Raw genomic sequence first — 15,641 nt, 5'->3', positions numbered from 1 at the left:
AAAGGGATCTTCCGCCCGGTAAACGTCTCACCGCCTGCGGGCGCGACTCCCCCGGCTCATAGACTTCTGCGGTGATCACACCAGGCCGGCGACGCAAACGCATGCCCGCCGGCCGGGGAAGGCGACTGGCCCCTGGCCGTGGCGCCCGGGTCGCCGCGATGGTCAGTCTGCCGGTGCTGCCGCTGGCCTGGTTCGTCGCGTTGCAGGAGCACCCGCCGTGGATGCCCGGCGCGTATCTCGGCTACCTCCTGGTGGTCATCGTCGTACCGGGCACGATGTTCTGGCGGCGGCTCACCGGAGGCACCGGCTGGTTCACCACCGACGTCGTCCTGGGTACGGCGTTCGGACTGGCGGTCGAGGCGCTGTTCTACCCGATCGGAATGGTCTTCAGCATGCCGTTGGCGGCGCTGCTGATGCCGACGCTCGCGTTCGGCATGTATCGCGCGTTGCCGCGGCGGAAGCTGCCTGAGCGGCCGACACCGTGGTGGGCGACAGCCGGCGTGATGGTGGTGGTCGGTGTCGCGGCGGCGTGGTTTGTGCGGGTCGGGTCGCGATTGATCCCGCTGAACGGACCGACCGCGTTGCGGCCGAATTCGGACGCGCCGCACAACCTCGCACTGGCCGCCGAACTGACGCACCATTTCCCGCCGAAAGTCCCGTACGCCGATGGCAAGTGGGTCACCAGCCACTGGGCCGCGTACGACCACATCGCCTCGTCACACTGGATCACCAGCATTCCGCTCGACGTACTGACGCACCGGATGGTGCCGTTCGCTCTGATCTTGCTGACTGTGCTGGGAGCCGCCGCGGTCGGCATGCAGCTCACCGGCCGGGCCGTCGCCGCACCGATCGCGGCCGGCCTCACTGTGGCCGCAGGCGATCTTGCTGCGTGGCCGTGGACGGTGTCGGACCGGCTGTTCACGGACAGTCCGTTCTCGCTTGGTCAGCTGACCAATCCGCCGCAGGCTTTCTCCACTGTGCTGTTGCTGCCGCTGATAGCGGTCACTGCGTTGCTGCTACGGCGCAAGCCCGGTCAGACGCGTGCACAACTGTTCGGACTGTTCGTTGCTGCCGGAGTGCTCATCGCAGCGCTTGCACTGACGAAGGCGACCACACTGCCCGTATACGCCGCCGGGCTGGCTGCGGCGTGGGTCTACCTGACTGTCCGGGCCGGTCGGCTCAACCTGCGCGCGCTGGTCCTTGGTGTGGGCGTTGCCGGTGCCTATTCTCTGGTGTTCTTCCTTGTACTGCGTGGTTCTCAGTCGAGCGTGTTGTTCGACCCCGGTGCGACGTTCGAGCGGATGGCAGAACGCATGGGCGGTGGCCGCTCGGCAGCCGCGGTGATCGCTGCGGTTGTAGTGGTCGGTTGGCTGATGCCTGCTGTTGGCGCCCTGCTGATCCGGCGACGGCTCCCACGCGATCCCATGCCGGTGTTCCTCGTCGTCGGCTTCCTGGCTGCGCTGACGGCCGCTTCCTTGTTGTACGACGACGGCCAGGCGCAACTCTTCTTCGTCCGCACTGGATTCATCTACGGCGTGTTGCTGGCTACCTGGGGGCTCGGGTCGCTGGAGCGTCGTCAGTTCTACGTGGCCGCGATCGCACTACTCATCGGAGCTGCGGCGATCTACTGGGGTCGCTACCGGTCGCCCGAGTCATGCACCGGTCCTGAGTGTTTCGCACAGCCGTTGGCGGTGGCTCTGGTCATTGCGGTACTCGGCATCGGCGTCTTCGGGCTCCTTCTGCGTGGATCACGTCGTACCTGGGCTGTCATCGCGGTGGCGGTCCTCCTGGGTACGACGGTGTCCCCGACGGTGGTGTCGTTGCGTGAGTTCGCCCAGCCGCCGTTGACGGAGTACGAGTCGATCGCGCCCGGTGGCATGGAGGCGGCGCGGTTCATCCGGCGGAACTCCGGGTCGAACGACCTGATCGCCACCAACCTGCACTGCCATCGCCCTCGCGCGTCTCACTGCCTGACTGGTTCGTACTGGATCGCCGGATACGCCGAACGGCGGGTGCTCGTGCAGGGGTGGGCGTACAAGACCCGAGTCGACGACACCTATCCGGACGGCGTGCAGAGCAGCTACTGGGACCAGGAGAAGCTCCGGCTCAACGACCAAGCGTTCACTCAGCCGACGCGCGACGTACTCGAAACCCTGCGGACTCGGTACGGCGTCCAGTGGTTGCTGCTCGACGAACGCGTCAGCGCGCCGCCGAAGAACCTGGACCGACTCACCGATCTGCGCTTCCACTACGGGACCGTGCGGGTCTACCAGCTGTACCCGCCACCGCCGGCGAACCCGTTCCCGCCGACCACCACTCCGACCGGCTCGCCCACCGGCTTCCCCACTCCGACGCCGTCGTCACCGGGTCCGACCTTCCCGAGCCAGACCTTCCCCACCCAGACGTTCCCAACGCCGACGGGCAGCCTCCCGACACAGAGCTTCACGCCGAGTCTGGCGCCCGCGACGTTCCCCACCGGCACCCTCCCGGCGCAGCTCACCACTACGCCGGGATTCCCGAGCCCCTGAGCGTCAGCGCAGGGACACCGCCGGGATGGGCACGCTCTGGTTCGAGAGCCGGTCCAGCGCGGTGACGGTGTACAGGTACGCCTTGCCCGGCGTCGCCGTGGTGTCCAGGTACGACTCGGTCGAGCGGATGGTGGCGATCAGGTTGCGGGCGTCGTTGTCCGGGCAGTGGTCGCCACCGGCGAGTTCACGACGATAGACGGCGTATGACGTGGTGTCGGACGATGTACGGCGCCACGTGAGCTGCACGCCCTCGTTGGTGCGCGTGGCCCGGACGGCGTGGACCGGCAGGGGTGCACGCGAGTCCAGCGACGGCATGGCGGGGATGAGCGCCGGCCGCGTGTACCAGGTGTTGTTGAGCAGTGTGGTCGCGCCGAGGCGGTCGGCCCGCACGTCCTTGGCGGAGAAGTAGACGTTGCCCTTCACCTCGGGGATCGTGCTGTCGAACGCCAGGTGGTCGCTCAGCTCCTTCGGGTCCGACCAGTCCGGCGACTGGGTCGACGTACCGACCTTGTACGTCGCCTCACCGATGTAGAGGTGTACGTCGGTGCCACGCACCTGGTCGGCCCACCACGGGACGAGCTTGTTGTAGTCGGCCGGGGCGAACCCGCCCGCCCAGTAGACCTGCGGGACGATGTAGTCGATCCACTCCTCGCGGACCCAGCGCCGGGTGTCCGCGTACAGGTCGTCGTACGTCTGCGCACCGGCGGTGGTGTCGGAGCCCTCCGGGTCGGTGGCCTTGTTGCGCCAGACCGCGAACGGCGAGATGCCGAACTTCACCCACGGCTTCGCGGCCTTGATCCGCTGCTGCAGCTCCTGGATCAGCAGGTTGATGTTGTTCCGCCGCCAGTCGGCCAGCGTTGCGAAGCCGGCGCCGTACTGCGCGTACGTCGCCGCGTCGTCGAAGACCTGGCCGGCCACCGGGTACGGGTAGAAGTAGTCGTCGAAGTGGACGCCGTCGATGTCGTAGCGCGTCACCGCGTCCATGATCGCGTCCTCGACCAGCTTGCGGGCCGCCGGGATCCCGGGGTTGTAGTAGAGCTTCCCGCCGTACGTGACGACCCAGTCCGGGTGCTGCCGCGCCGGGTGCTCGGGGACGAGGGCGCTGAGGTTCGTGCCCATCGAGAGCCGGTACGGGTTGAACCAGGCGTGCAGTTCGAGGTTGCGCTTGTGCGCCTCGGCGACGGCGAAGGCGAGCGGGTCGTAGCCCGGGTTGCCGCCCTGCTTGCCGGTCAGGTACTGCGACCAGGGCTCGATCGTGGACGGCCAGAACGCGTCCGCCGTCGGGCGGACCTGGAGGATCACCGCGTTGTGGCGCTGGCGGACCGCGTCGTCGAGCCAGCCGATCAGCTCGGCCTGCTGCTGCGCCGCGGACAGTCCGGTCCTGGACGGCCAGTCGATGTTCACCACCGACGCCACCCAGCTCGCCCGGAACTGCCGCAGCGGTGTGGCCGGGTTGGGCGCACAGCGTGCGTCGTCCGCGGGTGCGGGCGTGGCGGACGCCGTACCGGACAGACCAGTCAGCAGCAGACCTGCCGTCACTCCGAGAACGCCCATGGCTCGCCAGACTTTCATGTCACTCTCCAACTATGTGCAGTGGTGATCTCGAAAGATGTTTACACATCAGGACCCGGGAGAGAAGACGCTAGGTTAGGTCCATGCTGCGCGCCGCCACCGAACACGACGTCGACACGATCCGGCGGTTGCGGAACCAGCAGGCCAATCGTGACGTGAGCATCACGTCACACGAGATCAGCGCGGACGAGCACGCCGCCTGGTGGGCCAAGGCCTCCGTCGATCCCACCCGCCGGGTGCTTATCTACGAACGCGCCGGTACGACGGCCGGCGTCGTGAACTTCTTCGACATCGAAGGATCCACCGCCGCCTGGGGGTTCTTTCTCGACGCCGACGGACTCGCCGAGCGGGGTGAGACGTTGCCGGCCTGGATCGAGGTGATGCGTGAGGCGACGTCGTACGCGTTCGACGAACTCGGCGTCGAGGTACTCACCGGCGAGGTGCTGGAGCACAACACCGTGGTCCGGCAGATGAACCGGCGGTTCCGCTTCACCGAAGGCACCCCGCAGATCCGGTACGCCGACGGGCGCGAGGTCACCGTGATTCCGATCAGCCTGCGCAAGCAGGACCGCAGACAGGGGAAGTGAATGAGCACCATCCAGATCGGCGGAGTGCCGGTCGGGCCGGACCACCAGCCGTTCGTCATCGCGGAGATGTCGGGGAACCACAACGGCGATCTCGAGCGGGCGAAGGACATCGTCCGCGCGGTGGCCGAGACGGGTGCGCAGGCGCTGAAGCTGCAGACGTACACCGCGGACACGATGACGCTCGACGTCGACCTGCCGGCGTTCCGGCTGCCGGTCGAACACGAGCTGTGGAGCGAGGCCCGGCTGTACGACCTCTACGCCGAGGCGCACACGCCGTGGGAGTGGCACGAGCCGCTGTTCGAGCTCGCCTCCTCGCTCGGGTTGGTGGCGTTCTCCTCGGCGTTCGACCAGACGGCGATCGACTTCCTGGAGAAGCTCGACGTCCCGGCGTACAAGGTCGCCTCGAACGAGATCGGCGACCTGCCGCTGGTCCGCGGGATGGCGGAGACCGGCAAGCCGATCATCATCTCCACCGGGTCGGCCACGCTGACCGACATCGACGCCGCGGTCCGCGCGGCCCGGTCGACCGGCAACGAGCAGATCATCGTGCTGTCCTGTACGGCGAGCTACCCGGCGCCGCCGGAACAGTCCAACCTGCGCGCGATCCCGGTCCTCCGCGACGCCCTCGGCGTCCAGGTCGGGCTGTCGGACCACACGATGGGTATCGGCGCCGCGGTCGCGGCCGTCGCCCTCGGCGCGACCGTGATCGAGAAGCACGTGACGCTGAACCGCGTCGACGGCGGCGTCGACGCCGCCTTCTCGCTCGAACCGCAGGAGCTGGAGTCCCTGGTCGAGAACACCCGCATCGCCCAGCTCGCCCTCGGCCAACCGATCATCGGCCCCAAGCAGGCCGAGCAGAACGTCCTGCGCTTCCGCCGCTCCCTCTACGTCACCCAGGACGTCAAGGCCGGTGACCTGATCACGCCCGAGAACGTCCGCTCCATCCGCCCCGCCGGCGGCCTGCCCCCCGACCTCTACCCCCAGGTCGAAGGCCGCCCCTTCCGCACCGCCGCCAAAGCCGGCACTCCCCTGACCTGGGACCTGCTCTGAGATGACCCGGTACCTGTTGTTTCCGGGGCGGCATCATGTGGTGACTCGGTTTCAAGCCGGCTTTCTGCGGGAGCACGCCGGGGACAGGACGGTCGTGTGGGCGGTGACGTCGGCCAATCACCACATGACCAAGCGGAATCCGGTCGGGTTCGATCGGCGGGAGGCGGCGATCGAGCGGTTCAGTGTGCTGGAGGGGATCCGGTCGATCGTCGTCGGGGTGGTGGACACCCGCCCGACGGACGAGTTCGCCGAGGTGACCGTCAAGGCGATCGAGGCCGGGACGGATGATCTCGTCCGGCTGACGCCGTCCAACACTCTGGTGGCGTGTTCGACACCTGAGGTGAGCAAGCTGTACGAGCAGCTCGGGTACGACGTGATCGGCGTCGAACCGCCCGGTGTGGCGCGACCGTGGGACGTGCTGCTGATGATTGCCGCAGGCAATGCCCAGTGGCGTGAGCTGGCGCATCCGGCGACCGCGGACGTGTTCGAGCGGTACGGCCTGGACGCCCAGATCGTCCGCTGTGTGAACGATCCGGTGGTCGGCGACGACGGCGGACTCACCACCACGCGGGACTACAAGACGTACGCCGACGCGTTCGAGACCGCGGCCGACCGGAAATGGCAGCAGATCAAGGACTTCGTGCAGCCGGGCCGCATCCTCGACATCGGCTGTGCGACCGGCGCGACGCTCCAGCTGATCGACGCGGACCCGCGGTTCCACGAGTCGGACCTGATCGGCGTCGAGGTCGCCCGCCACCTGTACGCCGAATGCGTCCACAAGAAGGAACAGGGCCTCTTCGACAACCCGAACGTCTACTTCTACCAGCGCAACATGCTCGGCTCGGCCGTGTTCCCGCCGCGCTCGATCCACACCACGCTGACCCTCGCGCTCACCCACGAGATCTGGTCGTACGCCGACGGATCCCGACCGGACACGGTCCAGCGTTTCGCCGACGCGCTCTTCGCGCACACCGCACCCGGTGGCGTCTGGATCAACTCCGACGTCTGCGGCCCGGCCGAGCCGGATCGGCCCGTCGTCCTGCGACTGGACGACAGCGACGGCACCAACCCGGCCGGCGTCACCGACCTCGAGTCGCTCGACGACCCCGCCTCGTACGTGAGCCGGCTCTCCAACCGGGCCCGGTTCTTCCAGTTCGCCCACGACTTCCGGCGCAACGCGAGAGTGCCTTTCGAGTACGACGTACGCGGCGACGGGCTGGTCCTGCGGCTGGCCGACGCGATGGACTTCCTCACCCGGAAGGACTACGTGGACAACTGGCTGAGCGAGACGCACGAGCAGTTCTGCGGCCTGAACTTCGCCGGCTGGTCCGCGGTCGCCGAGCGGGCCGGGTTCAGCATCGACCCGGCGTCGAAGGCCTGGCGCAACGACTGGGTCGTCGACCACCGCATCGCGCCGGTCGCATCGCTCAGCTCCCTGGACGGTGACCCGATCGACTGGCCGGACACGCACCAGCTGCTGGTCGCGCGGCGCTGATCACCGCACCTCGACGTGCAGCGTCCCCGCATGCGGCTGCACGACCAGGACCTCGCCACCCCGCGTGATCGTCAACGGCAACCGGCTGGAAAGGAACGGGTCGCACTGGACGGCGTGCGCGGCGCCATGAGGTGCCGTAGCGAACAGGATCCAGTCCATCGGACCTGCCTCGGTCAACGCGCCGGCGTCCACCACCGCCGCCCAGCCGTCGTCGGAGACGGTCCGGCGGCACGGTACGTCGACGTGTTCGTCGGAGCCGGCCAGGTACCGCCGCCAGCTGAACTCGACGTCACCCCAGTCCGGCCCACGGACGACCAACATGTTGCCAGCAGCAACAGCAGAAGTGGCGGTCGTCCGGATCGGCGACTCGTGCAGGTTCACGTACCCGCCGGTCGACCGGGTCAGCATCACCACCCGGCCGCCCTCGGCATGGGAGACGAGCCGGTCGCCGGCCGTCCACAGCAGCACCTGCTCCCGGCCTTCGGGACCGCGGATCCGGAACGCCCGTGTGGTCCGCTGGGTGAACGGATCGTCGGGGTTCGTCTCCTCGAGGATCGGCCGGATCGGTAGCCGCGCGGTGAAGTCGCGGCCGTCGACCTCGAGCGGAACCTCCTCCTCACCACCCGCCAAGGGCCGCGTGACGAACAGGGACGGATCGTCGAACGACGACCGGCCGTGCAACACGAGCGCATCCGGCGTCTGCTCGACCGACGTGAGCCGGCAAGGATCCGCCAGCCCTCGCACGGCGAAACGACCGTCCGGGCCAGGACCCGGCTGAATCCAGGTGGTCTCGTCGATCCACGCACCCGGCGGCCACCCAGGGCTTCCCGCGCGTTGCCCGCGCAGCACGTCACGGCGCCGAACCCGCCCGGACGTCATCCGTACCTCGAAGTGCGCCGGAGCCGTCGTACACCGGGCCAGCAGGTCGCGCCGCAGCCGCACCTCGAACCCGACCAGACTCTCCTCGCCACGCAGGTCTGTCGCGGCCGAGCGCCGTACCTGCAACGGATACGCCCGGCCGGCGATGACGAGCGCGATCCGGAGACTCGACGAGCGATCGGTCGGCAGATGGCTGATCTCTGCGGTGCCCTTGACCGACAACTCGCCGTCGATCCATGCGACCTCGCGGACACTCGTCGCCAGCGTCAGGTCGTCGTCGGTCGCCCGATACAGCTCCTGCGGTACGGCGGGCTCGCCAAGGCCTGGGTAGTCGAGCAGCCACCGCCGACCTGGGCGAGGGACCGCGCGGACGCCGTCCAGTCCGCCCTCGTCGCGGAACACAGCCAACCGCCGGAGCAACTCGACGTCGCCCGCCCGTAGCGCGGCGTACTGCAAGCGGTCGAACCGAGAGGCGCCGTCGAGCACCGTCTCGTCGAGCCGATCGATCAGCCGGCGGGCCAGCTCGACGAGCTCCTGCTCCTCCTCGTCCGGCACCGTGGCAAAGGCGGTCAGGACGGCGAGCAGGTCGATCTGAGTGAAGTGGGCGTGCACCCGCCGGCGAACCTCGGGCAGCGCATCCTCGACCTGGTCCATCACCAGGCCGGCCGAGACCACCCGGTCGCGCAGGTTGCCGAGCTGGAACTTCTGCTGGGTGATCGAGTCGCCCGACTCGCGCTCACGCCAGTAGTACACGGGGGCGGCGAGCATGTCGACGGTGACCGCGTCGAGGTGCGCCTTGAGGGTGACCGGATAGTCCTCGTAGCGGATCGCCGGGAAGCGGTAGCCGTACTCGTCCCAGAACGAGCGGCGGTACACCTTGTTCCAGATCATCCGGTCCAGCACGAGATCGGGCGTCTCGGAGATGTGCGTGGCGAACCGGTCGGCGGTGAACGTCTGGGCGTGCAGCCACGACGGCCGGACGCCGTAGCTGTTGTTGAAGCGCCGCGCGTTGCCTCCCGCGAAGTCCGAGCCGGTCCGGTCCAGCGCCCGGATCAGCAGGCCGAAGCCGTGCCGGGTGACCAGGTCGTCGCTGTCGACGAAGGCGACATACTCCCCGGCGGCGTGTTCGACGCCGGTGTTGCGAGCGGGTCCGAGACCGGCGTTGTCCTGTTGCACGAGCCGGAACCGGTCGTCGCGGGCGCAGAACTCCTTCGCGACCACCGCACTGTCGTCGAGGGATCCGTCGTCGACCAGGATCGCCTCGAAATCGGTCCAGGTCTGCCGCTGGATCGAGTCCAGACAGTCCCCGAGGTACTCGCCCACGTTGTAGAACGGCACCACCACGCTCAATCGCGGAGTCATCATCGCCTGCGCAGGCGCCGGGACACCTTGCGGGCGACCACCCGCGGCTTGCGGAGCTGGGCGGCGTGGAAGATCACCCGGGAGAGGGCGTACGTGCGCGACCCGCGGATGCGCTCGTGGTCCGCGGTCAGCTTCTGCAACTGGGCGCGAAGCTCGCGGATGCGGTTCTCCCGTGTCTTCATCGCCTTGTTGCGGAACCCGAGGGTGCGCTCGAGGCCGTAGACGTGCCCCTTCAGCTCGAAGAGCTCCTGCCGCGCCCGCTCGGCATCGGCCAGCGCGGTCCGTACGTCGGGGGCCTCGTGTTCATGAGTCCGGAGTACGGCGGCCAGCGCGGCGGCCAGCTCTTTGCCACGAGCAACATGGTGGGTGGACGCCGGTGGCGTGTCCGGAGAGGTCGCCTGGACCGGCTCCGGCGCTTCCACGCCGGACATGCTCATCCAGGCGGACACGAGGTCGTCACCCACCATCCAGGGCGGCCACGGGTGGCGCCGGTGCTGCCCGATCAGGCGATCGTGGAACCGGGACCAGGCCGCCGCGAGCAGATCGGTCGTGGCCGTCGGCTCCGCGGTCACCCACGGCGAAACCCCCTGGGAGAAGGTGTCTCCGTGCATGACGACGTCGTCCCACCGCAGTACGACCCGGGAATCGGTGACCCATTCTCCGAGGCGGGCGGCCAGTTCGCGGAAGGCAGGGACGTCTTCGGCGGCGGCCAACCGGACCAGGACGGACTCGACAGTCACACCACCGGGGACCTCAGCAGGTACGACGCTCGGATCGAAATGCAGGAGTCCGCCATCGGTCGCGGGCTCACCCGTGACGGCGGTGTGCCAGCCGGCCTGTGTCGGGTCGGCGGTGAGGACAGCCGCGCCGGTCTCGGCGTACAGGGCGTGTGGGCTCGTGGTGTTGCAAACGGCAAGCCAGCCGGTAGAGGTGGCTGCGAGGAGACCTGCGCGAGCCGCTGACTCGGCACCCTCGGAAGGGTGGGCCAGGAGTGGGACGTCCGCCGACTCCAGCGCCTCCAGGGCCAGATGGGTCGGGAGTTCGCCCGGGCGGGAGGTCGCGGCGACGTCCGCCGAGATCAGCGCTCGGGAGAAATCGGCGTACACCTGAGACGGCCACGGCAACGCCGCCTTGAACTGGTCCACAGACACCGGACGGGTGGGGTCGTCGTGCAGCGGTCGCCACTCGTCGTCGCCGTGGCGCTCGTGGGCCGGACGACTGTCCAGCAGATTCAGCAGGGAGAACTCGTTCTCGAGACCGAGTACGACGACCGCCTCGGGGGCGGCCAACGCGGCCAGAGCGTTCAGCCGCTCGGTCCAGCTGAGGTCGGCGCTGTCGTAACCGAGGACGCGATCGAGGCCGTCGGCCGCGACGATCACCTCGAACGGTCGCGACGCCAGACCGTCCAGCGCACCGGCGACGACCTGAAGTCGGTCGCCGAACTCCCCGGCCAGCTCCTCGGCGTCCGATACCGAGCGAACGAGCACGGTCGCGTCGGAGGTCCGGTCGGCGACGGCCGAGATCAGCTCGCGGGAGTGCGGGCCGACGATCAGGGTACGGCGGTCACCGGGGACCGTGTCGGCCAGCAGGGCCGCCAGGGCCGGACGGTGGACGGCGCGGTCGGTCCACGGCTGCATCTCGCCGAGGACCACCTGCAGGTCAGACACGCTCTCTCCAATCGAACAGCATTCGCAGTTCCGCGGGCGGCATCATCCACGGCCGGCCGAGTTCCAGGTCGGTGGTCGCCCGGGCCGCTTCCAGGTCGATCTCCTTGCCGAGCATCTCCGGCCAGAGCCGCTCGATCCGGCGCTGCCCACCGAACAAGGGGTTCTCGCCCTCCATCTCCATCGGGTCGCCGTACACCGCCGGTTCGCAGCCGGCCGCGACGCCGTAGAAGATCGCCGTCGACAACCGGTTCGCGGCGACCCGCTTGTGCCGGCGCAGTTCGTCCAGTTGCTTGAACAGGAACCGCCGGTCAGTCCCCTCGTAGGAGAACCCGCGCCGGCCGAACGACACCACGCGGAAGCCCGCGTCCTCGTAGTACCGGCGGACCTCGGGACGCTCGTACTCGGTGTAGTAGAGGCTGAACGTGACCGGCCCGGGCTCGGTCTCGCGGATCTCGTCGATCAGCCGCTGATGGTCGCCGTGGATCTTGCCGCCTTCCCACCCGTGGAAGAGGAACCACAGCGTGCCCGCACGCTCGACCGGCTCGGCCTCCTGCTCCAACTCCAGCAGGTAGAGGAAGGGTGCGCCGATGCTGTGGTAGTTCCGCCGGCCCAGCGCGTGCCCGCGCCGCCGCGGCGCGTCGCTCCAGGTGAACCGCCAGGCGCCGTCGTAGAACTCGTGCACCGGGTTCCAGCCACAGCCGATGTTCCAGCCGTGCTGGAGATATCCGCGCAGCCGCGGCGGGTGGTCGAAGTCGAAGCCCGCGTAACGGGACAGGATGTGCGCCTGGCCGTAGTAGTGATTGTGGTGATGCATCAGCGGACCTCCACGTGCAACGTGCCGGCATGCGGCCGTACGGCGAGTGAGTGCGCACCGCGCGCGATCGTCAACGGCAACCGGCTGCAGAGGAACGGCTCGCACTGCACGGCACGCGACGTGCCGTCGGCCGACGTCGCGAACAAGATCCAGTCCGCCAACGACGCCAACGGATCCACCGAGACCTGCACCGATTCGGGCGGGATCAACGCGTCAACCTCGACAGCCGCCGACCAGCCGTCGCCGGACGCGGTACGGCGGCACTCCACGTCCAGATGGTCGTCGGAGTCGGCCAGATACCGCCGCCAACCGAACGTGACGTCGCCCTGGTGCAGGCCCCGTACCACCAACAGATTGCCTTCAGCAACAGCGGCGGTCGCCGTCGTGCGGAGCGGGGACTCGTGCAGGTTCACGTACCCACCGGTCGACCGGGTCAGCGTCACCACCCGGCCGTCCACGGCGTGTGAGACGGCGGAGTCTCCGGCCGTCCACAGCAACACCCGGTGTTGCCCTTCAGGACCGCGGAGCCGGAGCACGCGCGTCGTCCGCTGACCGAAGGGGTCGTCCGGATTCGCCTGGGCCAGGATGTCCCGGATCGGCAGCCTCGCGGTGAAGTCGCGGCCGTCGACCTCCAGCGGAATCTCCTCCTCGCCGCCCACCACCGGCCGGGTGACGAACAGCGACGGATCGTCGAACGACGACCGGCCGTGCAACACGAGCGCGTCCGGTGTCTGCTCGACCGAGGTCAGCCGGCAAGGATCCGTCAGCCGCCGGACGCTGAACCACCCGTTCCTGCCCGGCCCGGGCTGGATCCAGCCGGTTTGATCGATCCACGCGCCTGGCGGCCAGCCGGGGCTCCCCGGCCCCTGCCCTCCGAGTTTCCCGCGCCGGCGTCGTCGTCCCGACCGCATCTGTACGTCGAAGTGCGCCGGCTCGGCCGTGCACCGGGCGAGCAACTCGCGGTCCAAGATGACCTCGAAGCCGACCGCCGTGGTGTCGCCGTGCAGGTCCAGTGCGTCGTACCGGCGTACCTGAAGCGGGTGTGCGGCGCCTTCGACGACCAGCGAGATCCGCAGGCTCGAGGACCGATCGGTCTCCAAATGCCTGATCTCGGCCGTGCCCTTGATCGACAACGACCCGTCGACCCAGGCCACCTCGCGCACACTCGTGGCCAGGGTCAGGTCGGTCTCCGCGACCCGGTACAGGCTCTGCGGTACGACGGCCTCGCGCAGACCCGGATAGTTGTAGTCGAGCTGCCTCCGCCGCCGCGGTCGGGGCACCGCACGAGCGCCACCGCGCAACCCGCCGGCATTCCGGAACACCGCGAGCCGCCGGAGCAGTTCGACGTCATCGGCCCGGAGAGCGGCGTGCTGGATCCGGTCGTACCGGTGGGTGGCGGCCAGGACCTCGTCGTTGAGCCGGTCGAGCAACAGGTGGGACAGCTCGACGAGGTGCTGCTCCTCCTCGATCGGCACCGAACCGAACGCGGACATCAGGGTGAGCAGGTCGATCTGGGCCAGGTGCGCGTGCACCCGCCGGCGAACCACCGGCAGGGCGTCCTCGACCAGGTCCATCACCATCCCGGCCGACACCACCCGGTCGCGGATGTTGCCGAGCTGGAACTTCTGCTGGGTGATCGACTCCCCCGACTCCCGCTCGCGCCAGTAGTAGACCGCCTGCGGCATCGTGTCGACGGTCACCGCGTCCAGGTGGGCCTTCAGTGCGACCGGGTAGTCCTCGTAGCGGATGGCCGGGAAGCGGTACCCGTACTCGGTCCAGAACGACCGGCGGTAGACCTTGTTCCAGAGCATCCGGTCCAGCACGAGGTCGGGGAACTCCGACACGTGCGTGGCATGCCGGACGCGGGCGTACGGCTGCCGGTGCAGCCACGACGGACGGACACCGAAGCTGTTGTTGAACCGCCGCGCGCCGCCGCCGGCGAAGTCCGAGCCGGTCCGGTCCAGGGTCCGGATCAGCGCCGCGAAACCGTGTCGGGAGACCAGGTCGTCCCCGTCGACGAACGCCAGGTACTCGCCGGACGCCTCCCGGATACCGGTGTCACGGGCCGGTCCGGGGCCCGCGTTCTCCTGCTGGATCAGACGGAAGCGGGGGTCGCGGGCGCAGAACTCCTTCGCCACCACCGCACTGCTGTCGGGCGAGCCGTCGTCGACCAGGATCGCCTCGAAATCGGTCCAGGTCTGCCGCTGGATCGAGTCCAGACAGTCACCGAGATATTCACCGACGTTGTAGAAGGGCACCACCACGCTCAGCCGCGGCGTCACTCCGGCAAAACTCCCCTCACTGCTGGCTAGCTGTGCCCGTCAAGGGCCCCCCAAAGCACTCACTACGTAGCGGCAACGAGGTGGACAGTCAGAAGGTTATGCACAGGTTCGAATCCGTAGCGGGCCCAGACACGCTGAATGCCGGTTTGGTGTGACGGAGTCGACACGACCAGCCGCCTCGTTGTGCAGGCGTCCTCGATCGCGGCGAGCAGGTGACCGTACCGGCCGCGGCCCTGTTCGGCAGGTACGACGCCGGCCAACTGGATCTCGGTCCATGAGCGCTGCTGGTCGACCGAGCCCAGCGCGAGCACCCGCCGGTCCGGGCCGCGCAGTACGACGGCACCGACCTCGGCGATCCGGCGCCGGGCCCACTCCTGACGACCCGCCAGCGCCTGGCCGCGGTCGAACATCGGGTTGGCGCAGTAGTGGTTCCCCGCGTCGCCGAACACGTCGGCGACCAGGTCGTCCACCAGTTCGTCGTCGGCCGACGGCTCCACCTGCGCGGTGAACCCGGCCAGCGGCGCCGGCCGGCGTCCCTTGCCGACCGGGAGGGACCAGTAGGTCACGGTGTCGGCCAGCAGCGCCTTCCGCGGCCCGTCGGCCAGCGCGGCGAACCAGGTGGTTTCGCGGGCCGGGTAGCGCAACACGATCACATCGGCCGTCGACTTCTCGACGGCGGACAACACCTCGGCGAGCGGAGTACCGGCGGAGGCGGACACGGACATCCGGTCGATCGAGACCCCGAAACGCTTCGCCGCGTCCACCGACGGTCGCACGGTCAGCTCACCGGCTTCGAGTGCGTCGTACCAACTCATAGGCCAGGGAGCTTAGTCGGTGTCCTTTGAGAAAGTGTGGTGTCCCGTGTCGTCGAGGCTGTCGTAGCCGACGAGGAACTGCGGACGGCGCTGACTCGACTGGAACAACCGGGCGACGTACTCACCGAGCAACCCCAGACACAACAACTGGATCGCGCCGATGATGCTCACCGCCAGCACCGTCGACGTCCACCCCGGGACGCTGCGCCCGGTCAGCTTGATGACCAACGCGCCCACCACGAACAGCCCCGACATCGCCCCGCCGAGGAGCCCCAGCCAGGTCGCCAACCTCAGCGGCGCGGCCGAAAACGCGGTCACACTGTCGAACGCCAGCCGCAGCATCTTCGACAAGTTGTACTTCGTCGTCCCCGCCGCCCGCTCCGCCCGCACATACCTCACCTCCGCACTGGGAAACCCCAGCCACGGAATCACCAGCCGAAACACCCGGCCATCCTCCGGCAGCGCATTCACCGCATCCACCACCCGCCGCGACACCAACCGGAAATCGGCCGCATCGAACGGAATCTCCTTACCCACCAACCGGCACATCAACCGGTAATACAGCCTGGCCGTCACCCGCTTCGCCCACG

At 68.7% G+C, this 15,641-nt stretch carries 11 protein-coding genes; 4 read left to right on the top strand and 7 right to left on the bottom strand.

The window, feature by feature from the left end; all coding sequences use genetic code 11:
• The first annotated feature begins 71 nt into the window (after positions 1 to 71).
• Positions 72 to 2,528 carry a hypothetical protein gene (locus ACYVOK_RS00145; protein WP_460660119.1) on the top strand — a complete coding sequence of 819 codons (2,457 nt, stop codon included), beginning with the start codon at positions 72 to 74 and terminating at the stop codon, positions 2,526 to 2,528.
• 3 nt (positions 2,529 to 2,531) lie between these two features.
• Here the strand turns inward: ACYVOK_RS00145 and ACYVOK_RS00140 are convergent, their stop codons facing one another.
• The gene (locus ACYVOK_RS00140; RefSeq protein WP_460660118.1) at positions 2,532 to 4,100 is read right to left on the bottom strand and encodes a glycoside hydrolase family 10 protein; all 1,569 of its coding nucleotides are present in this window, start codon (positions 4,098 to 4,100) and stop codon (positions 2,532 to 2,534) included.
• 83 nt (positions 4,101 to 4,183) lie between these two features.
• On the opposite strand from ACYVOK_RS00140, the gene ACYVOK_RS00135 reads away from it, so the two are divergent.
• The 3 genes from ACYVOK_RS00135 (at position 4,184) to ACYVOK_RS00125 (ending at position 7,232) form a co-directional block, all read left to right on the top strand.
• Positions 4,184 to 4,687, top strand: coding sequence for a GNAT family N-acetyltransferase (locus ACYVOK_RS00135; RefSeq protein ID WP_460660117.1), 504 nt, complete (start codon positions 4,184 to 4,186; stop codon positions 4,685 to 4,687).
• Positions 4,688 to 5,737 carry a pseudaminic acid synthase gene (pseI, locus tag ACYVOK_RS00130; protein ID WP_460660116.1) on the top strand — a complete coding sequence of 350 codons (1,050 nt, stop codon included), beginning with the start codon at positions 4,688 to 4,690 and terminating at the stop codon, positions 5,735 to 5,737.
• A 124-nt stretch (positions 5,738 to 5,861) separates the two neighbouring features.
• A complete protein-coding gene (locus ACYVOK_RS00125; RefSeq protein ID WP_460660115.1) occupies positions 5,862 to 7,232 on the top strand; it encodes a class I SAM-dependent methyltransferase in 1,371 nt (456 codons plus the stop codon).
• Here ACYVOK_RS00125 and ACYVOK_RS00120 read toward each other — a convergent pair whose 3' ends face one another.
• The 6 genes from ACYVOK_RS00120 to ACYVOK_RS00095 all read right to left on the bottom strand — a co-directional run bounded on the left by ACYVOK_RS00120 (position 7,233) and on the right by ACYVOK_RS00095 (position 15,627).
• Positions 7,233 to 9,473 carry a glycosyltransferase family 2 protein gene (locus tag ACYVOK_RS00120; protein WP_460660114.1) on the bottom strand — a complete coding sequence of 747 codons (2,241 nt, stop codon included), beginning with the start codon at positions 9,471 to 9,473 and terminating at the stop codon, positions 7,233 to 7,235.
• Complete coding sequence (locus ACYVOK_RS00115; RefSeq protein WP_460660113.1) at positions 9,473 to 11,140, bottom strand: hypothetical protein; 1,668 nt, start codon at positions 11,138 to 11,140, stop codon at positions 9,473 to 9,475. The genes ACYVOK_RS00120 and ACYVOK_RS00115 overlap by 1 nt, the downstream gene beginning before the upstream one ends.
• Positions 11,133 to 11,954, bottom strand: a complete 822-nt coding sequence (locus ACYVOK_RS00110) for a hypothetical protein (protein ID WP_460660112.1) — start codon at positions 11,952 to 11,954, stop codon at positions 11,133 to 11,135. The genes ACYVOK_RS00115 and ACYVOK_RS00110 overlap by 8 nt, the downstream gene beginning before the upstream one ends.
• Positions 11,954 to 14,236 carry a glycosyltransferase family 2 protein gene (locus tag ACYVOK_RS00105; RefSeq protein ID WP_460660111.1) on the bottom strand — a complete coding sequence of 761 codons (2,283 nt, stop codon included), beginning with the start codon at positions 14,234 to 14,236 and terminating at the stop codon, positions 11,954 to 11,956. Before ACYVOK_RS00105 ends, ACYVOK_RS00110 begins: the two co-directional genes overlap by 1 nt.
• Before the next feature lie 62 nt (positions 14,237 to 14,298).
• Positions 14,299 to 15,051, bottom strand: a complete 753-nt coding sequence (locus ACYVOK_RS00100; protein ID WP_460660110.1) for an N-acetyltransferase — start codon at positions 15,049 to 15,051, stop codon at positions 14,299 to 14,301.
• 12 nt (positions 15,052 to 15,063) lie between these two features.
• A complete protein-coding gene (locus ACYVOK_RS00095) occupies positions 15,064 to 15,627 on the bottom strand; it encodes a hypothetical protein (protein ID WP_460660109.1) in 564 nt (187 codons plus the stop codon).
• Between the last annotated feature and the right edge of the window lie 14 nt (positions 15,628 to 15,641).

It is taken from the genome of Kribbella swartbergensis (assembly GCF_054784135.1).
The sequence above is the reverse complement of the archived record's forward strand: the minus strand, read 5'-3'. Positions and strand labels throughout refer to the sequence as shown.

Bases quoted from the DNA above. Each gene is read 5' to 3' on its own strand.
- ACYVOK_RS00110 (WP_460660112.1), bottom strand. From the start codon at position 11,954: ATGCATCACCACAATCACTACTACGGCCAGGCGCACATCCTGTCCCGT.
- ACYVOK_RS00125 (WP_460660115.1), top strand. From the start codon at position 5,862: ATGACCAAGCGGAATCCGGTCGGGTTCGATCGGCGGGAGGCGGCGATC.
- ACYVOK_RS00100 (WP_460660110.1), bottom strand. From the start codon at position 15,051: ATGAGTTGGTACGACGCACTCGAAGCCGGTGAGCTGACCGTGCGACCG.
- pseI (WP_460660116.1), top strand. From the start codon at position 4,688: ATGAGCACCATCCAGATCGGCGGAGTGCCGGTCGGGCCGGACCACCAG.
- ACYVOK_RS00140 (WP_460660118.1), bottom strand. From the start codon at position 4,100: ATGAAAGTCTGGCGAGCCATGGGCGTTCTCGGAGTGACGGCAGGTCTG.
- ACYVOK_RS00135 (WP_460660117.1), top strand. From the start codon at position 4,184: ATGCTGCGCGCCGCCACCGAACACGACGTCGACACGATCCGGCGGTTG.
- ACYVOK_RS00120 (WP_460660114.1), bottom strand. From the start codon at position 9,473: ATGACTCCGCGATTGAGCGTGGTGGTGCCGTTCTACAACGTGGGCGAG.